We start from the raw sequence: 18,955 nt of genomic DNA, 5'->3' as shown, positions 1-18,955 counted from the left end.
CGTCGCCGTCGACATCGTCCGACCGCTGGAACCGGCGCAGCATGGCCGGAAAATACCCGTCACCGTGGACGCCGGCCCGTATTGCTCCCGTTGCGGGCGCGGCAACGAAACAAGCGGAAGACCCACGACGCGGACGGGTGTCCCGTCGCCGACGGACGCGAGCCCACGGCCGACGTCGAACGCGCCCCCGGACAGCGGTCCACCGACCGCGTCCGGCCCCTCGGCGCCCGGCTCGACGGAGTGAGCGCCGCGTCCGAACCGACCCGTCCCCGGAGGCAGCAACCGATGCACCGTCGTATCCGCACCTGGGCAGCCGCGGCCTGCGCACTCGCCGCAGCTGTCGCCCTTCCGGCGCCCGTCCGGGCGGCCGCCGCGCACGCCGACGTGCCGCGCACCGGATTCGAAATCTCCGGTGGTGCTCGCTGGACCACCCAGCCCGAGGAGTGGGCGTTCCTGGAGGCTGTCGACCGGTCGAGCGACCGCGTGTCGCTGAGCACCATCGGCAGGACCGGACAGGGCCGCCCGCTCCAGCTCGTGCGTATCGGCGGCGACCGGCCCACCGCGAACACCATGCTGCTGGTCTGCAGTCAGCACGGCGACGAGCCGTCCGGCCGCGAGGCGTGTCTCACCACGGTCCGCGACCTGGCCCGGGCCAGGGACGCGGGGACCCGCCGCTTCCTGGACCGCACGACCGTGCTCGTCGTCCCGACCGCCAACCCCGACGGACGCGCGGCGGACACCCGCGGCAACGCCGACGGAGTGGACGTCAACCGCGACCACATCGCGCTGAGGACCGCCGAGGGCCGCGCCATGGCCGCCGTCCTCCGCGACCGCCGCCCCGACATCGTCTACGACCTGCACGAATACGGCGCCACACCCGGCTACTACGACAAGGACCTGCTCGCCCTCTGGCCGCGCAACCTCAACACCGCCCCCGATGTGCACCGGGAGGCCCGCACCCTCTCCGAGACCTACGTCCGCCCTGCCGCGGGCAGTGCGGGATTCAGCAACGGCATCTACGGCATCTGGACCGATCCCGTCACCGGTGAGCCCGTCCGGCAGGTCGCCGGCGACGGCCAGGAGCGCATCCTGCGGAACACGGCGGGGGTGAAGACTTCCGTCGGCCTGCTCGTCGAGACGCGGGTCGACGCCCTCACCGACGCCGAGAAGGCGGACCCCGCCCTGAACAACCGGCGGCGCGTCGCTTCCCAGCTCGTCGCCCTGGAGGGCGCGTTCGCCTTCGCCGGCGAGCGCCGCGGCCGGATCGAGGCGGCGACCACCGCGGCCCGGCTCACCGGACTCGCCGATCGCGGCCCGGTGTGGACCGGCGGCGCCGACAACGACCCCGCGACCGCGGACGAGACCATCCAGGACCCGCCCTGCGGCTACCGACTCACGGCCGCCCAGTACACCGAGGTCGGGGACGAACTCGCCCTGCACGGAGTGGTCTCCAGGCCCACCGCGGACGGCGCCGTGGTACCGCTGCGGCAGTCGCTGCGGGCGCTCGTCCCCCTGCTGCTCGACGAACGGGCCGCCTACCGCCTCACGACCGGGAACCCGATCATCCGCTGCTGATTCCGTATGAACCGCGTCGCATGTGGTAGGAGGGCCTACGGAGAACGAAGCCCGGCTCCGTTTACCCGCGAAAGGGGCCTTCAGTGCCGCATGACGAGTCGCATGACGCAGAACAGCCGGACGACCGGGGAGATCCGCCGGTGACGGACGTCCCCGGCCGTCCGGACGTGGCGAGGTACGGCAACGTCACGGACCGGGTCGTCTTCGGGGTCACCGCCGTCCTCACGGTCGCGTTCGTGGTCTGGGGCTCCGTCGCCACGGAGGACCTCGAGCGCGTCTCCAGCGGCATGCTCGCGGGCCTCATCCACAACGGCGGCTGGGCGTTCGTCCTGGCCGCCTCCGGTTTCGTGATCTTCGCTCTCTGGCTCGCCATGAGCCGCTACGGACGCATCCCGCTCGGCAGGGAGGGCGAGGAACCCGAGTTCCGCACCGTCTCCTGGATCGCGATGATGTTCAGCGCGGGCATGGGCATCGGGCTGATGTTCTACGGGGTCAGCGAGCCCCTGGCACACTTCACCGACCCGCCGCCGGGTACCGATCCCGCCGACGCGGCCCAGGCCATGGAGACCGCGATGGCCACGACCCTGTTCCACTGGACGCTGCATCCGTGGGCCATCTACGCCGTGGTCGGGCTCGCCATCGCGTACAGCACCTTCCGGCGCCGGCGCCGCCAGACCGTCAGCGCCGTCTTCGAGCCGCTGATCGGCAGGAAGCACGCCTACGGGTGGGGCGGCCGGCTCATCGACATCCTGGCCATCTTCGCCACGCTGTTCGGCTCGGCGGCGTCCCTCGGACTGGGCGCCCTCCAGATCGGCAGCGGGGTCAGCGAACTGGGCTGGATGACGAGGGTCAGCACGGCGCTCCTCGTCGCCATCATCGCCGTGCTGACGCTCGCCTTCGTCCTCTCCGCCGTGTCCGGCATCGAGAAGGGCATCCAGTGGCTGTCCAACACCAACATGGTGCTGGCACTGCTGCTCGCCCTGTTCCTGTTCGTCGCCGGACCGACCGTCATCGTGCTCGATCTCCTCCCCACCTCGATCGCCACCTACTTCGGCGAACTGCCACAGCTGATCGGCCGGACGGAGGCGTCCAGCGGTGCCGGGGTCGCCGACTGGCTCGGCAGTTGGACGGTCTTCTACTGGGCCTGGTGGATTTCCTGGACACCGTTCGTGGGCATGTTCATCGCCCGCATCAGCCGGGGCCGGACGATCCGCCAGTTCGTCGGCGGAGTGATCCTCGTGCCCAGCACGGTCAGCCTCTGCTGGTTCGCGATCTTCGGCGGTACGGCGATGACGCTCCAGGCGCGCGGCCGGCTGGGCGACGAGACCACGCCCGAGGGCCAGTTGTTCGCGGTGCTCCAGCAGTACCCCGCCGCCACCGTGACGAGCATGCTCGTGATGGTCCTGGTCGGCATCTTCTTCGTCTCCGGAGCGGACGCGGCGTCCCTCGTGATGGGGACCCTCTCGCAGAAGGGCGCCCTGGAGCCGGGCCGGTTCGTCGTGGTGTTCTGGGGCACCGTCACCGGCGCCGTCGCGGCCGTCATGCTGCTGATCGGCGGCGGGAAGGGCGACGCCCTGGCCGGACTGCAGAACCTCACGATCCTGGTCGCGGCCCCGTTCCTGTTGGTGATGATCGCGATGTGCTTCGCGCTGATGCGCGATCTGCGCCACGATCCGATCATCGTCCGCGGCGAACGCGGCGAGGAGGTCGTCGATCTCGCCGTCATCGCGGGCCACAAGAGGTACGACGGGGACTTCGAACTCCGCATCGGGCCCACACCGCCGGAGAAGTGAACTCCGGGCTCTGGCGGGACCGTGGTGGTCGGCCGACGTGCTCGCCGGCCGACCGCGTTCGCTGTCGCGGCGCGGCCATCGGCGTGGGGCGGGCGGTCACGCCGCACGGCCGCCACCGAGCGGCGGCCGCGGGCCGCCGGGGTCAGCCCGCCAGGTCCGCAGCCGCCCTTGCGCAGCCCCAGGCGACCGTCACCCCCGCCCCGCCGTGTCCGTAGTTGTGGACCAGACGGGTGCCGTACGGGCCCGGAACGGCGGCGAGTCGCACCCCACTTGAGCGCGCGGGGCGCAGTCCGACCCGGTGGGCGAGGACCTCGGCCCCGGCGATCTCGGGGCGTACCCGGGCGCAGCGCCGGACGATCGCCTCGGCCGTCGCCGGGTCAGGCTCCAGTGACCAGGCTCCCTCGACCGCCGTACCGCCGAGGACGAGCCGGCCCGGCTGCGGGAAGAAGTACGTCAGCTCGCTCGACGCCTCGTCCGCGGCCGCGTACCAGGTGTCGATCCCGGGGTTCTCCACCAGCACCAGCTGCCCCCGTACCGGCGTGAGTTCCGGGTCCGGAACCAGCTCGCGCGCGCCGAGCCCCGTGCAGTTGACCACGACCGGAGCCTCGGCCGCCGCCTCCTCGAACGAGCCGGCCGTGCGGAGCTCCACGGTCCCGCCCGCCGCCTCGAACCGGGCCGCCAGCCAGCCCAGATGAGCGGGCATGTCGAGCAGCGGGAGCCGCGCCCACAGCCCGGACGCGACGCCCGCCGGCCGCTCGTCGGGCGCCAGTTCCCGCACCTTCCCGGTGAGTTCCCGGACCCATGGCCCGAGCGCGGCGGGCGACACACCCGGCTGCACTCCCGGCACCAGCCGTACCCCGGTCTCCTCCGGCCGCCCGGCCAGCTCCTCGTACACCCGGAGCGACGTGAGCGACCACGCGCCGACCAGCGCCTCCGGTTCGATCCGGTACGGCCACCACAGGGCGCCCGCCACCGCGGAGGTGGTCGCCCCGGCGGGCTCACGGGTCCACAGGCGCACCCGCCGTCCCCGCTCGGCGAGTTCGACCGCCGTCGTCAGCCCGATGACCCCGCCGCCCACCACGATCACTTCGCCGCTCATGGCGGGACCGTAGCGGAATCACCGCCACCGTGCTCACATCGCGCCTGGGCCGGGAATACTCCCGACATGTCAGCCGAGTACGCGACGTTCGCCCTGGCCCCGGCGGTACGGGCCGGGGGATTCCTCGCCGGCGGAGGCTTCGAGGTCCACCGCGACTTCCTGGACTTCGTCGTCGACGGCCGCCCGCTCCTCCTCCTGCTCTCCGACGTCGACGCCGTCTCCCCGCTCGCCTCCGACGTGCCCCCGGCGATCGTCATCCGTCAGGTACGCGGTCTGCTGCTGGACGCGGAGGCCCCGCTGCCGGGCGGTCGCCACGTGCTCTACGGCTGCCCCGAGTGCGAGGAACTCGGCTGCGGAGCCGTGACCGCCGTCATCGAGCGGCAGGGGAACGACGTAGTCTGGCGGGACTTCGCCTGGCAGACGGACGAGACCGCGGACCTGGAGCTCAACGGCTACCCCGGAACCGGCCCCTTCCGCTTCCGTGCCGACGCGTACCGGGCCGCACTGGAACGGCTCCTCGACGGCACCGCCACCGGACCGCGCCGAAGGGTCCTCCTCGTCGGCGCCCGCGCCACCTCCCTCACCAGGCTCGCCGCCGCCCTCCGGACCATCGGCATCGGTGCCGACATCGCCCGTGACACGGCGGGGGTTCCGGCGGAGGAACTGCGGGCGTACGGCGCCGTCGTCTTCGGCGGCACCGTCACGGAGACCGAACGTGCCGCGGTCCTGGTGGCCTTCACCGATTCCGGGGCCCACGCCGCCTGCGTCGACGCCCTCGCCGACGTCGTGCCGGTCGTCGTCGCCCAGGTCGAGCAGGTGCTCCACCGCGGCCCCGCCGAACACCGCCGGCTGACCGGGCTCACCGCCTCCGGCCGCACGGCATCGGTGACCGTCGCGTCCGCCTGCCGTGTCCGGCTGGTCGCCCACCGCCTCGACCGGCTCCACCGCACCCGAAGCCACGAGGTCTTCGACGGCACCCTGGAGCCCGGAACCCACCGGATCCCGCTGGACGGCGGCGCCGTGAGGGGCCGGGCGTTCGTGGTGGCCCGCGCGGCCGGGGGAGTCCTGGTGGCGGCCGTGACGCGCTGAGCCGGGCGCCGGGCCGGGACATCCTGATCGGCACCCACCGGATCCCGCTCGACGGTGCCGCCGTGAAGGGCCGGGCGGGTGGCTATGGGCACCGGCGTGCGCGGGGACGTCCCGGGCGCCCGGCCGGCGCGGTGCGGGCCGGTCGAACGGTGTCGTCCATCATCCGCACCTGCGGCGGCACCTCTGCCACCGCCCGCCACGCCGGCCGAACCCGCACCGGCGCAAGCCCCCCAGCCCTCACTCGGCCCGCGAACGAGCGCGAGCGGGCCTGCGGTGGGGCGGGAGGGGCTGCCGGAGGCGGTGGTCGGTTGTGGTGGCCTGCTCGGGGGCGTCAGCCGAAGCAGCTAGGGACCGGGTTGGGACTGCCGAAGCAGTTGGTGGGGACGTTGTCGATGATACGGACCTTGCCGTAGGTGGTGACGGTGCCCTCGTTGTGGATGCCGCCCGCGGGCGCGTCCGAGAGGTTCTTCGTCACTTTGGAGTCGGTGAGTGTGAGCGAACTACTGCTTTCGTTCAGGAAGATGCCGCCGCCGCTGGCGCCGTCGCCGGGGGCCTGGTTCTCCGTGACCTGACTGCCACGGATCGCGACATCACTTTCCATGAAGATGCCGCCGCCGTCGCCGCCGACGGCCACATTGCCCTTGATCGTGCTGTCCTCGATCACCGCGTCACTCGCCAGGCTCAGGCCACCGGCATCGTCGAAGGCGGTGTTGTGGCTGATGGCGCTGCCGCGGACATACAGTGCCCCTTCCGAATTGACGATGCCCCCGCCGTCTCCCTCGCCGGCGGTGTTGTGGCTGATCTTGCTCGACACGATCTCCATCACGCCCTCGCTGAGGAGGATTCCGCCGGCGTCGCCGGCGTGGTTGTGACTGATGAGGCTCTTGCTGATCTCGACCGTTCCGGTCGAGCTGAGGGCGCCGGCGTTGGCTGCGGTGTTGTGGGTGAGTTCGGAGCTTGTGATGCTCAGTGTGCCCACGTTGTGGATGGCACCGCCGTTGTCGTCTGGGGCGGTGTTGCGGCTGAGTGTGGTGTTGCGCACGCGGGTGATGCCCTCGTTGTGGATGGCGCCGCCGGTGGCGTCCGCGTCATCGTCGGTGACGGTGTTGTGGGTGAGCGTGGTGTGGTCGAGGTCGAGGCGCCCTGCGGGGTTGACGAGGATCGCGCCGCCGCTCTGGTCTTCCGGTGCTCTGCCGCGGGTGAGGGTGAGGTGGCGGAGCTTGAGGTCGCCGCCGGCCGAGACCTGGAAGAAGCGGAACTGGTCGGCGTTGGCGGCGCGGGCGATGGTGGCGCCGTTGCCGTGGATGGTGATGGGCTGGATGATCTCGGGGAGGCCGTTGCCGTCCTGGTTGGCGGTGAGGGTGTAGATGCACTTCTCAGCCAGGCTGAGCGTTCCGCCGCCTTCGGTGTTGGCCTCGGTGATGGCCGCGATCAGCGCATTCGGGTCACAGGGCACCTTTTCGCGGGCGTGCTCGTCGTCGGTACCGGCGCCGCCCTGGTCACGTGAGCCTGAGCTCTGCTCGTCGTGGCCGTCCGGTCCCTTCTCGTGGCGGTTGTCGGAGTTGTCGCCCTCGCCACGCGCGCTGTGCTCGTCCTCGGACCCCGAGCTGCGGTCCTCGTCGGCGCCGTCTCCCCAGCCACGGTCGTCGGCATGCCCGGACCGGTACTCCTGTTCGTCGACGCCGTCACCGCCGCGGGCGGGGACGGCGGCCCGGTGTGCTGGGGCCTTGGCGTCAGCGGATTCGGCGGTCACCGTTCGACCGCTGATCAGGGTGGTCCCGCCGGTGAGGGTGGCGATTCCGGCCGCGGCCACCACGGCCAGTTTCCAGTGGCGACTCAGGGACGGACTCCCCGGACGGCGTACCCCGTCCGTTCTGGGCGTTTGAGGCATCTTGTGTCTTCTCCTCCAGGCTGGCGGCATGTCACGAGCCGTCTGACGGACAAAAGGAGACACATAAAAACATGCTAAGAGGTGTAAATCGGATAATCGGCTGGAAGGGTGTGTCCCTCCCCGGCCATGCCGGGCCGTCCCGTTGACCCGTCGAGTACGAGACCACCGTGCGGCCCGTCGCGGCGCCGGTGGCATGAAACCGACTTCCACCCGTCCGTGCGGCAGCCCCGGTTGTCGCGCCAGGGCTCGTTACGGGAGCGGGGGCCGTCAGCCGGTGCTGCGGGCGGGGCCTTGTCGGCCGGTCCCGTCGCGGTGGGTGTCCGGTGGTTCGCCGGTGGTACGAGGCCCCCGGCTCGCGGCGGTGCGAGCTCGGCCGGCGTGGCGGGCGGTGGCGGCGGTGCGGTGGCGAGAGCACCTGCCAGGGCCTGACCCCCACCAGGCACGGGACATCCTCCGACACATCATCAACACCCGGACCGGCACCTGCCCCCACCTTCCGACGGACCCTGCCGTGGCAGCCGCACGACACCACCCGACAAGGCCCTACTAGGATCCATCCCCTGATGACAGCAACCCTCGTCGCCAAGGACCTCGCCGCCGGACACGGCGACCGCACCCTCTTCGCCGGGCTCGACCTCGTCGTCGCGCCCGGCGACGTGATCGGCCTCGTCGGCGCCAACGGCGCGGGGAAGTCCACCCTGCTCCGCCTGCTCGCCGGCCTCGACACCCCGGAACACGGTGAGCTGCGGCTCTCCCCGCCGGCCGCCTCGGTGGGCCACCTCCCGCAGGAGCCGGAACGGCGGGACGGCGAGACCGTACGGGAGTTCCTCGCCCGCCGGACCGGGGTCGACACGGCCCAGCGCGCGATGGACGAGGCCACCCAGGGCCTCGTCGACGGTACGCCGGGCGCCGACGACGCCTACGCGGCGAGCCTCGAGCGCTGGCTCGCGCTCGGTGGTGCCGACCTGGACGAGCGCGCCGAGGAGGTCGCGGGCTCGCTCGGCCTCGCCATCGGCCTCGACCAGCCGATGACCTCGCTCTCCGGCGGCCAGGCCGCCCGGGCCGGACTCGCCTCCCTGCTCCTCTCCCGCTACGACGTCTTCCTCCTCGACGAGCCGACCAACGACCTCGACCTGGACGGCCTGGAGCGGCTGGAGGAGTTCGTCACCGGCCTGCGAGCCGGGACGGTCGTCGTCAGCCACGACCGCGAGTTCCTCACCCGCACGGTCACCAAGGTCCTCGAGCTCGACCTCGCCCAGCAGCGGATCACCCTCTACGGCGGCGGCTACGCGGCATATCTGGAGGAACGGGAGACCGCGCGGCGGCACGCGCGCGAGGAGTACGAGGAGTACGCCGACAAGAAGACCGCCCTCGAGGGCCGGGCCCGGATGCAGCGGTCCTGGATGGACAAGGGAGTCAAGAACGCCCGGCGCAAGGCGGGTGACAACGACAAGATCGGCCGCAAGTTCCGCAGCGAGGCGAGCGAGAAGCAGGCCGCGAAGGCCCGACAGACCCAGCGCATGATCGAACGGCTCGACGTGGTCGAGGAGCCCCGCAAGGAGTGGGAGCTACGGATGGAGATCGCGGCCGCTCCCCGCTCGGGGTCGGTCGTGGCGACCCTCCGCGACGCGGAGGTGCGGCGGGGTGACTTCCGGTTCGGACCGGTGTCGCTGCGGATCGACTGGGCCGACCGCGTCGCCGTCACGGGTGCCAACGGAGCCGGCAAGTCGACGCTGCTCGCCGCCCTCCTCGGCCGCCTGACGCTGGACTCCGGGCACTCGGCCGTCGGTTCCGGCGTCGTCGTCGGCGAGGTCGACCAGGCCCGTCGGCTGTTCCACGGCACGGACTCACTGCTGGACGCGTTCTGCGCGGCGGTTCCCGACACCGAGCCCGCCGACGTCCGCACCCTCCTGGCCAAGTTCGGCCTCAAGGCGGACCACGTCCTGCGCCCGGCCGTCAGTCTGTCCCCGGGGGAGCGGACCCGGGCGGCGCTCGCCCTGCTCCAGGGCCGGGGCGTCAATCTGCTCGTCCTCGACGAGCCCACGAACCACCTCGACCTGCCGGCCATCGAACAGCTGGAGTCCGCGCTCGCCTCGTACACGGGCACGCTGCTCCTGGTCACCCACGACCGGCGGATGCTGGACACCGTCCGCACGACCCGGCGCCTGGAAGTGGCGCACGGCAAGGTCACCGAGTCCTGAAGAAGGCCGAGCATGACGACCGACCCCCTGAACCGGCTGTGCGAACTCCTCGACAGCCTCGACTCCGTCGACGAGGCGATCGCCCTCGCCGACACCGTCGCGGCGTCCGGCGACCGCGCCCTGCTGCCCCGTCTGGAGGCGGCGATGAATCGTTTCCTCGGCGAAGGGAACTTCTACGCCCGCGAGATGCTCGGCGGCGTGATCGCGTCACTCGGCGGCACCGGCACGCTCCCCCTGCTGCTCCGCGCCTCGGCCGTCGACCTCGGCGACGACCAGGACGGTCTGGCGACGGAGATCGTCGACCTGGTCCAGTCCGACCCGGACGGGGCCCGCGCCCTGCTGGAACCGCTGACGAAGGACCCGGACCCGGTCGTCGCCGAGCGTGCGGCATGGGCGCTGCGTTTTCTGCCGGGCCCTCCGCGGGTCTGAGCGCCGCGCCGCGGCGGCTCCGCCCGACATGGGCCGGCGTCGGGAGTCCCGGCCGCCGGCGGCGCGGTGGTGCGGGGCAGCGGGCGGCGCGCGATCAGGCGTACGGGTGACTGCGGCCGCCCCGGGCACCCGGACACCGAGCAGGGACCGGACGACCGCGGGACCGGACGACCGGGGGATCGGAGGACGGCGGGGATCGGACGGGCGCGGGGACCGAAGACCGAAGAGGGGCCCGGACGAGCGCGGGGACCGGAGACCGAGGAGGGGCCCGGACGAGCGCGGGGACCGAGGAGGGAGCCGGATCCGGCGCCGGCCCGCGGGCGCTCCGTGGGACCGCGGCCGGCCGGGCCGTCGGGCTAAGCGCTCGGGCTCGTGGCGGCGAGCAGCCGGCACAGGGTGTCCCGATGGAGTTCGGCGACGGGGCCCACCAGGTCGGGGTGGCGCAGCAGCGGCGCCGCGCGGTGGTCGCGTGGGCTGGGAATGGTCAGGCGCCGCGCGGCACCCACGGAGCCGGCACCGTGGTGGGTCGCGGAGACGCAGGCCGCCGCCAGGGCCGCGAGTTCCGCGTCGGCGAGCAGACAGGCCGCCCAGCTGACGACGGTCTCGTCCACCCAGGTGCGCCAGACGTGTTCAGGTCCGTCCGGCGCCTCGTCGGCTCCGCCGACCGCGTCCAGTCGCGCGGTGCCCCCGGGGCCGAGGAGATGCAGCAGCTCCGCGTCCAGCTCGGTCGGGTAGCGCAGGGCGGCGGCGATGGTCGCCGCCTGTCCGGCCTGGGCCTCGGCCAGCGCACGGTCGAGCGCACCGGCCTCCGGCGGGAACGCCGACAGGAGCCAGCGGGTGGCGGCGGCGATGACGGGTGACAGATCAGTGGGCATGTGGGGCGGAACCATCCTCGACGTGTGCTCGCCGTGGTCGCGCCGGGTCGGGCGAGCGCCTCCGCGCCAGGCGTGCGAGTGGCAGACAAGGGTAGGAGCGGCGGTCCGCACGACGACAGGACGCAGGTCACACCCGCTTTCCGTGCCCGTGTGAACACATACGGCGGTCGCGTTCGGGAGGGTGGGCGAGGACGTCAGGTCCCGTCGACCGGTCCGGGCGCCCGCCCCCGAGCGGCAGGCACCGCCGCGCGAGCACGGTGGCGATCGGGGAGGCGGGCGCAGCGACGGCCGTGCCCCCTCGGCGGGCCGGGTGGCCCCGGCGCGCGGACCCGGCCGCGCGGACCGGACCGCGCGGCCGTGGCGGGGTCAGCGCCCGCCGCGTCGCTTGTCGTCGAGGAGACCGGCCCGGCGCAGTGCGTCCGCCATCGCGCTGTTGGCCGGGGCGGCCGTCTGGCGTCCCGAGGAGCTCGAGCCGGCGCCCGCCCTGCGGTCGCGGCCGCCCTGGCGCTGCTGCGGCGGCCGTCCGCCGCCCTGACCCCGGTCGCGGCGCTGACCGCCACCGCCGCCCGACTGCGCCGCGGCCTCGTCGTCCAGCCGCAGGGTCAGCGCGATCCGCTTGCGCGGGATGTCGACGTCGAGGACCTTCACCTTGACCACGTCACCCGGCTTCACCACGTCCCGCGGGTCCTTGACGAACGTGCGCGACATCGCGGAGACATGCACGAGACCGTCCTGGTGGACGCCGACGTCCACGAAGGCACCGAACGCCGCGACATTGGTGACGACGCCCTCCAGCACCATCCCGGACGCCAGGTCGGAGATCTTCTCGACGCCGTCCTTGAAGGTCGCCGTCCGGAACGCGGGACGCGGGTCGCGTCCCGGCTTCTCCAGCTCCCGCAGGATGTCCGTCACCGTCGGCAGACCGAAGGTCTCGTCGACGAAGTCGTCCGGGCGCAGCGACCGCAGCACGCCGGTGTTGCCGATGAGCGCCGCGACCTCGCTGCCGGCCGTCTTCACCATGCGCCGCACCACCGGGTACGCCTCGGGATGCACGCTGGAGGCGTCGAGCGGGTCGTCACCGCCGCGGATCCGCAGGAAGCCCGCGCACTGCTCGTACGCCTTCGGGCCGAGCCGCGCCACGTTCCTGAGCTCCTTGCGGGAGTGGAACGGGCCGTTCTGGTCGCGGTGGGCCACGATGTTCTCGGCGAGACCCGTACCGATGCCCGAGACCCGGGAGAGCAGTGGCGCGGAGGCGGTGTTCACATCGACGCCGACGCCGTTCACACAGTCCTCGACGACCGCGTCCAGCGAACGCGAGAGCTTCACCTCGGACAGGTCGTGCTGGTACTGGCCCACGCCGATCGACTTGGGGTCGATCTTCACCAGCTCCGCGAGGGGGTCCTGGAGGCGGCGGGCGATGGACACCGCGCCGCGCAGCGACACATCGAGCCCCGGCAGTTCCTGGGAGGCGAACGCGGACGCCGAGTACACCGACGCGCCCGCCTCCGAGACCATCACCTTGGTGAGCTTCAGCTCCGGGTGTCTCGCGATGAGGTCGGCGGCCAGCTTGTCCGTCTCGCGGGACGCCGTGCCGTTGCCGATGGCGACCAGCTCGACGGCGTGCTCCTTCGCCAGCCGGGCCAGCTTCGCGAGCGACTCGTCCCACTTGTTCGCGGGCACGTGCGGGTAGATCGTGTCGGTGGCGACGACCTTGCCGGTCGCGTCCACCACGGCCACCTTCACACCCGTGCGGAAGCCGGGGTCGAGGCCCAGCGTCGCGCGCGTGCCGGCGGGGGCGGCCAGCAGCAGGTCCCGCAGGTTGGCGGCGAAGACGCGTACGGCCTCGTCCTCGGCCGCCGTCCGCAGCCTCAGCCGCAGATCGATCCCGAGGTGCACGAGGATCCGGGTCCGCCACGCCCAGCGCACCGTGTCCAGCAGCCACTTGTCCGCCGGTCGGCCCCGGTCGGCCACGTCGAAGCGGCGGGCGACCATGCCCTCGTACGTCGACGGGCCGTCCGTGGGCTCCTCGGGCTCCAGCTCCAGGCTGAGCACGTCCTCCTTCTCGCCGCGCAGCATCGCGAGCACGCGGTGCGAGGGGAGTTCGGTGAACGGCTCGGCGAAGTCGAAGTAGTCGGCGAACTTCGCCCCGGCCTCCTCCTTGCCGTCACGGACCTTCGCCGCCAAGCGGCCTCGGGTCCACATCCGCTCCCGCAGTTCGCCGATGAGGTCGGCGTCCTCGGAGAAGCGCTCGGTGAGGATCGCCCGGGCGCCCTCCAGCGCGGCCGCGGCGTCGGCGACGCCCTTGTCGGCGTCGACGAACGCGGCGGCGGCCGCCAGGGGTTCGACAGTGGGGTCGTGGAGCAGCCCCTCGGCGAGCGGCTCCAGCCCGGCCTCGCGGGCGATCTGCGCCTTGGTGCGCCGCTTGGGCTTGAAGGGGAGGTAGATGTCCTCCAGGCGGGCCTTGGTGTCGGCGGCCCGGATCTGCGCCTCGAGCTCGTCGGTGAGCTTGCCCTGTTCGCGTACGGACTCGAGCACCGACGCCCGCCGCTCCTCGAGCTCCCGCAGATAGCGCAGCCGCTCCTCGAGCGTGCGCAGCTGCGCGTCGTCGAGCATCTCGGTCGCTTCCTTGCGGTAGCGCGCGATGAACGGGACGGTGGACCCGCCGTCGAGCAGCTCGACGGCCGCCTTCACCTGCCGCTCCCGTACGCCGAGCTCCTCGGCGATCCTGCCTTCGATGGACGTCGTCACGGTTCCCGACTCGCCTTCCGATACCGGCTGTGCCTGGAGGCCGCGCGGACCGGTGCCCGCGCGATCTCTTCGGCTGCATTCTGCCGGGTGGGCGGGGGCCGTGTCGCGCGTCCCCCCTATGCGCGGCGCGTGCGACGCCCGCGCCCCGACGCGCCGCCGAAGAGACGGGCCAGCAGGCGGAACGGGAAGGTGACGACGGCGGCGACGACGCCGCCGAGGGCCCTGAGCGCGTCGGCGATGGCACGGAACACGGTTTGCCTCCTCGGTTCGGACACGTTGTCGTGCTCGGTTCCGGGTTGCCGTGCCCCGTGCCGCCAAACCCCGCCCGGTCCGCTGCGGCCGAACGTCGACCGGCCCGCCCGACGAGGTGCCGCCGTCCTGCCCCTGGGATCCTGCCCGTGCGGCCCTTCCCGTGCGGCCCTTCCCGTGCGGCCCTTCCCGTGCCGTCCTTCCCGTGCCGTCCTTCCCGTGCCGTTCGGTCCCGGCCCGCGGCAGTATGCCGGGACGGCCGCCGGCTGCTGCCGGTCGGCCCCGGAGGCCGGGCTCGTACCGGCAATCCTCTGCCGACTGCCCCGTCGGCCTGCCCGGGCCGGCTGCCTCCGCCGGTCAGCCCTTGCCGGTGAGGTCGGGGGGAAATGCGCCGGCCGCGGCGGCCGCCATGAGGAATCCGCGGCCCAGCTCGGTGAGGCGTTCGACGCCCGCCTCGCCCAGGTGCTCGTACGGAGCGAGGTCGAGCCGGTCGGTGTGCTCCTCCAACTCGGCGCGGAGCGCCGTGCCCGCCTCGGTCAACTCGCCGTCGGCGTCGAGCAGCCCGCGTTCGCGCAGCCGATCGGAGGCCGCCTCCCAGTCGGTGCGCCGCCAGCCGCGGCTGGCGAGGATCCAACGTGGCGACATGCCCTTGCCGGTCGCGGTGTGGCTGACCAGTGCCTCCAGCGGGTCGAGCCCGGCGGACAGCAGCGCGGTGAGATGGCCGTCGCCGCGGTGCTCGCGCAGCAGGGTCGCCGCGTGCCAGAGGGCGAGGTGCGGTTCCTCGGGTACCGGCAGGTCGGCGTGTGCGGCGTACAGCGGACGGGCGGGCCGGGTGCAGGCCTCGGTGGCGCGCAGTGCCAGGCGGGCGGCTTCGGCCATCGCCGGCGAGGCGAGGGTGTCGTCGCCGAGCAGCCGGCGCAGCGTCGCGTCCACCGCCCGCATCCGTGCGTCCAGCACCGTGGCGGGCGACGCGGTGTCCCAGACGGCCGGGAGATGCCGGGCTATCAGCTCGTGGCTGAAGTTGTAGAAGGTCGCCGCGACCGTGCCCGGCCCGACCGCTCCCAGGGCGGCGGCGCGGCCCGCGAAGTAGGCGGCACTGGTGTCCTCGACACCGATCCCCGCGAGCTCCTTCGCGTAGTCGGGCGAGAAGTACACGGTGGAGTGGAGCGGATTGACGGCGTTGTGGCAGCGGCGTCCCGCGCGTGGGTGCAGAGAGCTCATGCCCGCACGTTACCGACTGGTCGGTACGACGTGAAGGCGGTGGGCTCCCTCCGCCCGCGGGGAATCTCCCTTCGCTGCCCGAAGGGGCGGGGTTCCGGATCTCCCGAGGGGACGGTCCCCGCCCGCGATGGCAGGATTGGTGGGTTTCTCGTCATTGCGGTCATGCTGCGGTGGTCGGGACGATGGACGCATGCAGCAGCGAACCGTGCTCGTGGTGCTCTTCGACGGAGTGCAGAGCCTCGACGTCACCGGCCCGGTCGAGGTCTTCGCCGGCGCCAACCAGGCACCGCACGCTCCGTTCCGGTACGCCGTGCGCACCGCCTCGCTCGACGGCGGGCCCGTGCGCACCTCCAGCGGGCTCACCGTCGTCCCGGACGCGCCCCTCGGCGCCGGCGATCCGCCGCACACGCTGGTCGTGCCGGGCGGGGAGGGCACGCGCCGGCCGGATCCCCCGCTGGTCGACTGGCTGCGTGCCAACGCCGGGACCGCCGCCCGTCTCGTCTCGGTGTGCACCGGGGCCCTGCTGCTCGCAGAGGCCGGTCTGCTCGACGGCCACAGGGTGACCACCCACTGGTCCGTCTGCGACCGACTCGCCCGTGCCTACCCGGAGGTGGAGGTGGATCCCGAGCCGATCTTCGTGCGCGACGGTTCGCTCGCCACCTCGGCCGGGGTCACCGCGGGCATCGACCTGGCGCTGGCACTGGTCGAGGAGGATCTGGGACGCAGGACGGCTCTGACCATCGCCCGCCACCTGGTGGTGTTCCTGCGCCGGCCCGGCAACCAGTCGCAGTTCAGCGCCCAGCTCGCCGCCCAGAGCGCCCGGCGTGAACCGCTGCGCGACGTGCAGCAGTACATCACCGACCACCCGGACGGCGACCTGTCCGTGGGGGCGCTGGCGGGGCTCGCCGCCCTGTCGCCCCGCCAGTTCGCCCGCGCGTTCCGCGCCGAGACGGGGACCACGCCGGGGAGGTACGTCGACCAGGTGCGCCTGGAGCACGCCCGTCGGCTGCTGGAGGACACCGGCCACGGCATCGAGGAGGTCTCCCGTGCCTGCGGCTACGGGACACCCGAGGCGATGCGCCGCGCCTTCGTGAAGGCTCTCGGCGCGGCGCCCGCCGAGTACCGGCGCCGCTTCCACGTACCCGCCCGCTGAACGACCGGGAAAGGCCCGACCGACCCCAGGGGCGGCCGGCCCGGCCGCGGCGGCGACCGCGGAGGCGCCGCCGGAACAACCGCCGCAGCGACCGCCGGAAGAACCGCGGGACCCACTGCGGGACCGCCCGCCCGACCGCCCGACCGCGAGAGCGGCCGCCGACAAGGACAGGATCCGCCATGCAGATCGCCATCGTGCTCTACGACGGTTTCACCAGCCTCGACGCCATCGGCCCCTACGAGCTGCTGTCCCGGCTGCCCGGGGCGGAGACCGTGTTCGTCGCCGAGGAGGCCGGTCCCGTGCGGAACGACCAGGGCTCCCTCGTCGTGGCCGCCGAGCGGGCGCTCCACGAGGTGACCGCGCCGGACATCGTGCTCGTCCCCGGCGGACCCGGCTCACGGCGCGCCATGCTCGACGAGACGATCCTCGACTGGCTCCGCACGGCCGACGCGACCAGCACCTGGACCACGTCCGTGTGCACCGGCTCGCACGTGCTGGCCGCGGCCGGACTGCTCGAAGGGCGTCGCGCCACCTCCCACTGGCTCGCCCTGGACGACATCGTGCCCTTCGGCGCGGAGCCGACGGGGGAGCGCGTGGTCTTCGACGGCAAGTACGTCACCGCCGCGGGCGTCTCCTCCGGGATCGACATGGCGCTCCACCTGCTCGGCCGGATCGCCGGCGACGAGGTCGCCCAGACGGTCCAGCTCCTCACCGAGTACGACCCGCAGCCGCCCTATGACGCGGGATCGCCGGCGAAGGCCCCTGAGCGGATGGTGGCGCAGTGGCGCACCCACGCGGGGCTGGTCCTGGGGGCGGACGCCTGAGCATTCCCCGCCGCGCGGCACGACTGTCCGCACCGTTCCGGCCCGGCTGCCCGTCCGGCCTCGCGCGGTCCGGGCACCAGCCGGATCCGGCCGCCCCGAGCCGCGCCCACGCCCGCCCGAGCCCCGCGGTCCGGTCCGCAGTTCACCGGCCGGATCGGCGGCCCGCCTCATACGCTCCAGGTGAAGCGGGGCGGTCTGCGCTCCAGGAAGGCGGCGATCCCCTCCGCGGTGTCGCCGCTGCCGCGCGCCTGCTCCGCCCAGTGGGCGTCACGGTCGGTGCGTCCCGCGGCGAACTCCTTGGCGGCGGCCTGCGTCAGCTGCGAGCGGGCCGTCAGTACCCGGGCGAACTCGGCCACCCGCCTGCCCAGTTCGCCGGCGGGCAGCACCTCGTCCACCAGACCGGTGCGCAGCGCCCGCTCCGTGCCGATCAACTCGCCCGAGAACAGCAGGTACTTCGCGGTGGCCGGTCCCACGAGCGAGACCAGCCGCCGGGTCGAGGTCGCGGGGTAGACGATGCCGAGCTTCGCCGGGGTGATCCCGAAGGAGGCACCCTCCTCGGCGAACCTCAGATCGCAGGCGGCCGCCAGCTGGCAGCCGCCGCCCACGCAGTAGCCGCGGACCGCCGCCAGCGACGGCTTGGGGAACGCCGCGAGCGCCTCCTCGGCCCGTACGGTCAGCTCCTGCGGTGACTCCTCCGGAGCGGGCGTGCTCAGGGAGGTGATGTCGGCGCCCGCGCAGAAGGTGCCGCCGTCGCCGGTGAGCACCAGCACCCGTACGGCGGGGTCGCGGCCCAGCCCGTCCAGCAGCGCCGGCAGCTGCCGCCACATCGCGGCTGTCATCGCGTTACGCCTGGCGGGATGGCTGATCACGACGGTCGCCACCCCGTCCGCCACCGTGTGCCGGACCTCCGGCTCCGCCTCGTGCGCCTCGTTCGTCCGGTCCATGCGCCGGATGCTATCCGCCGGACCCCTACCTATGATCAGGACGGGGGTGCCGGCGCCGACGACCAGCGACGACACCGGCGCCGTCGGCAGCGACGACGGAAGCGGCCGAACCGACGGAGGCGGCGAAACCGTCCAGGACCGCGGAGTCGACGAGGACCGCAGCGACCGGGGAGGGCACGACGAGGAGGCACCCATGACCGGTCCCGCCCAGGAGGGCAGAAAGCTCCGCCGCAGCTTCGGCTGGCTGGCGGCCCTCGGTGTGATCCTCGTGATCGCCGGGATCGTGGGCCTCGTCTACACCGGCCTCGCCACCCTCACCTCGATGCTCCTTTTCGGCTGGCTGCTGCTCGTCGGCGGGCTGGTCGGACTGTTCCAGGCGGTCGAGTCCCGCGGCAGCAGCTTCTTCTGGCTCAGTGTGGTCGTCGCCGCCCTGAACATCGCGGCCGGTGTGGTCGTCATCCGCCACCCGGAGGGCAGCGCGGAGGCGCTGACCATGTTCGCCGCGCTGCTCTTCCTCACCGGCGGGCTCTTCCGGCTGGTGGGGTCCCTGGTGGTGCGGGGGCCGCAGTTCGGCTGGACCCTGCTCCAGGGCGCGTTCGGCCTGCTGCTGGGCATCCTGGTGCTGGCGAACTGGCCCGAGAGCAGCCGCTACGTCCTCGGCGTGTTCTTCTCCCTCGCCCTGCTCTTCGACGGCCTGGGGCTGATCGCGATCGGCGTGGGCGGCCGTCGGATCGTCGAGCTGGTCACGGACGGCGGGCAGGGTGGGGAAGAAGCCGGGGCGGCGTCCGGTCCGGCCTCCGCCGGTCCGTTCGAGAGGTCATCAGAGGAGGACCCGGATCGATCGAAGAACTGACCAGAACGCAA

15 protein-coding genes are annotated in these 18,955 nt (G+C 73.1%); 8 read left to right on the top strand and 7 right to left on the bottom strand.

Features of this window, described 5'->3' with window-relative positions; translation table 11 throughout:
• Nucleotides 1-285: 285 nt before the first annotated feature.
• Both O7595_RS03970 and O7595_RS03965 read left to right on the top strand, forming a co-directional pair.
• Entirely contained in the window at nt 286-1,575 is a 1,290-nt protein-coding gene (locus O7595_RS03970; RefSeq protein ID WP_269732356.1) for a M14 family metallopeptidase, read from the top strand.
• Nucleotides 1,576-1,715: 140 nt separating this feature from the next.
• Nucleotides 1,716-3,368, top strand: a complete 1,653-nt coding sequence (locus O7595_RS03965; RefSeq protein WP_269727328.1) for a BCCT family transporter — start codon at nt 1,716-1,718, stop codon at nt 3,366-3,368.
• A 142-nt stretch (nt 3,369-3,510) separates the two neighbouring features.
• Here the strand turns inward: O7595_RS03965 and O7595_RS03960 are convergent, their stop codons facing one another.
• A complete protein-coding gene (locus O7595_RS03960; protein WP_269727327.1) occupies nt 3,511-4,467 on the bottom strand; it encodes an FAD-dependent oxidoreductase in 957 nt (318 codons plus the stop codon).
• 66 nt (nt 4,468-4,533) lie between these two features.
• Here O7595_RS03960 and O7595_RS03955 point away from each other — a divergent pair, with 66 nt between their 5' ends.
• Nucleotides 4,534-5,556: an oxidoreductase gene (locus O7595_RS03955; RefSeq protein ID WP_269727326.1), complete on the top strand. Its 1,023-nt coding sequence runs from the start codon at nt 4,534-4,536 to the stop codon at nt 5,554-5,556.
• A 331-nt stretch (nt 5,557-5,887) separates the two neighbouring features.
• On the opposite strand, the gene O7595_RS03950 is transcribed toward O7595_RS03955, so the two are convergent.
• On the bottom strand, nt 5,888-7,369 hold the full coding sequence (locus O7595_RS03950) for a right-handed parallel beta-helix repeat-containing protein (RefSeq protein ID WP_269727325.1): 1,482 nt from the start codon (nt 7,367-7,369) through the stop codon (nt 5,888-5,890).
• Nucleotides 7,370-8,010: 641 nt separating this feature from the next.
• Between O7595_RS03950 and O7595_RS03945 the strand changes: the two genes are divergently transcribed.
• Together O7595_RS03945 and O7595_RS03940 are read left to right on the top strand one after the other, a co-directional pair.
• On the top strand, nt 8,011-9,648 hold the full coding sequence (locus tag O7595_RS03945; protein ID WP_269727324.1) for an ABC-F family ATP-binding cassette domain-containing protein: 1,638 nt from the start codon (nt 8,011-8,013) through the stop codon (nt 9,646-9,648).
• A 12-nt stretch (nt 9,649-9,660) separates the two neighbouring features.
• Nucleotides 9,661-10,077 (top strand): hypothetical protein, encoded by a 417-nt coding sequence (locus O7595_RS03940; protein ID WP_269727323.1) that lies wholly within the window; start codon nt 9,661-9,663, stop codon nt 10,075-10,077.
• Nucleotides 10,078-10,433: 356 nt separating this feature from the next.
• Here the strand turns inward: O7595_RS03940 and O7595_RS03935 are convergent, their stop codons facing one another.
• The 4 genes from O7595_RS03935 to O7595_RS03920 form a co-directional block, all read right to left on the bottom strand.
• Nucleotides 10,434-10,952, bottom strand: coding sequence for a hypothetical protein (locus tag O7595_RS03935; protein ID WP_269727322.1), 519 nt, complete (start codon nt 10,950-10,952; stop codon nt 10,434-10,436).
• A gap of 366 nt (nt 10,953-11,318) precedes the next feature.
• Entirely contained in the window at nt 11,319-13,700 is a 2,382-nt protein-coding gene (locus tag O7595_RS03930; RefSeq protein WP_269727321.1) for a Tex family protein, read from the bottom strand.
• A 116-nt stretch (nt 13,701-13,816) separates the two neighbouring features.
• The gene (locus O7595_RS03925; RefSeq protein WP_269727320.1) at nt 13,817-13,951 is read right to left on the bottom strand and encodes an LPFR motif small protein; all 135 of its coding nucleotides are present in this window, start codon (nt 13,949-13,951) and stop codon (nt 13,817-13,819) included.
• 355 nt (nt 13,952-14,306) lie between these two features.
• A complete protein-coding gene (locus tag O7595_RS03920; protein ID WP_269727319.1) occupies nt 14,307-15,170 on the bottom strand; it encodes an SCO6745 family protein in 864 nt (287 codons plus the stop codon).
• 190 nt (nt 15,171-15,360) lie between these two features.
• Between O7595_RS03920 and O7595_RS03915 the strand changes: the two genes are divergently transcribed.
• A complete protein-coding gene (locus O7595_RS03915; RefSeq protein WP_269727318.1) occupies nt 15,361-16,323 on the top strand; it encodes a GlxA family transcriptional regulator in 963 nt (320 codons plus the stop codon).
• Between the two features lie 179 nt (nt 16,324-16,502).
• Nucleotides 16,503-17,147 (top strand): DJ-1/PfpI family protein, encoded by a 645-nt coding sequence (locus O7595_RS03910; RefSeq protein WP_269727317.1) that lies wholly within the window; start codon nt 16,503-16,505, stop codon nt 17,145-17,147.
• Nucleotides 17,148-17,314: 167 nt separating this feature from the next.
• Here O7595_RS03910 and O7595_RS03905 read toward each other — a convergent pair whose 3' ends face one another.
• Complete coding sequence (locus tag O7595_RS03905) at nt 17,315-18,091, bottom strand: enoyl-CoA hydratase/isomerase family protein (RefSeq protein WP_269727316.1); 777 nt, start codon at nt 18,089-18,091, stop codon at nt 17,315-17,317.
• Between the two features lie 193 nt (nt 18,092-18,284).
• Here O7595_RS03905 and O7595_RS03900 point away from each other — a divergent pair, with 193 nt between their 5' ends.
• The gene (locus O7595_RS03900; RefSeq protein ID WP_269732355.1) at nt 18,285-18,944 is read left to right on the top strand and encodes an HdeD family acid-resistance protein; all 660 of its coding nucleotides are present in this window, start codon (nt 18,285-18,287) and stop codon (nt 18,942-18,944) included.
• Nucleotides 18,945-18,955 lie beyond the last annotated feature (11 nt).

The organism is Streptomyces sp. WMMC940, assembly GCF_027460265.1.
Taxonomy (GTDB): Bacteria; Actinomycetota; Actinomycetes; order Streptomycetales; family Streptomycetaceae; genus Streptomyces.
This window is presented reverse-complemented; position numbering and strand designations above follow the sequence as displayed.

Excerpts from the sequence above, each read along its gene's own strand:
- O7595_RS03905 (WP_269727316.1), bottom strand. The coding sequence starts at position 18,091 with ATGGACCGGACGAACGAGGCGCACGAGGCGGAGCCGGAGGTCCGGCAC.
- O7595_RS03915 (WP_269727318.1), top strand. The coding sequence starts at position 15,361 with ATGCAGCAGCGAACCGTGCTCGTGGTGCTCTTCGACGGAGTGCAGAGC.
- O7595_RS03935 (WP_269727322.1), bottom strand. The coding sequence starts at position 10,952 with ATGCCCACTGATCTGTCACCCGTCATCGCCGCCGCCACCCGCTGGCTC.
- O7595_RS03955 (WP_269727326.1), top strand. The coding sequence starts at position 4,534 with ATGTCAGCCGAGTACGCGACGTTCGCCCTGGCCCCGGCGGTACGGGCC.
- O7595_RS03960 (WP_269727327.1), bottom strand. The coding sequence starts at position 4,467 with ATGAGCGGCGAAGTGATCGTGGTGGGCGGCGGGGTCATCGGGCTGACG.
- O7595_RS03900 (WP_269732355.1), top strand. The coding sequence starts at position 18,285 with ATGACCGGTCCCGCCCAGGAGGGCAGAAAGCTCCGCCGCAGCTTCGGC.
- O7595_RS03910 (WP_269727317.1), top strand. The coding sequence starts at position 16,503 with ATGCAGATCGCCATCGTGCTCTACGACGGTTTCACCAGCCTCGACGCC.
- O7595_RS03945 (WP_269727324.1), top strand. The coding sequence starts at position 8,011 with ATGACAGCAACCCTCGTCGCCAAGGACCTCGCCGCCGGACACGGCGAC.
- O7595_RS03920 (WP_269727319.1), bottom strand. The coding sequence starts at position 15,170 with ATGAGCTCTCTGCACCCACGCGCGGGACGCCGCTGCCACAACGCCGTC.
- O7595_RS03970 (WP_269732356.1), top strand. The coding sequence starts at position 286 with ATGCACCGTCGTATCCGCACCTGGGCAGCCGCGGCCTGCGCACTCGCC.
- O7595_RS03940 (WP_269727323.1), top strand. The coding sequence starts at position 9,661 with ATGACGACCGACCCCCTGAACCGGCTGTGCGAACTCCTCGACAGCCTC.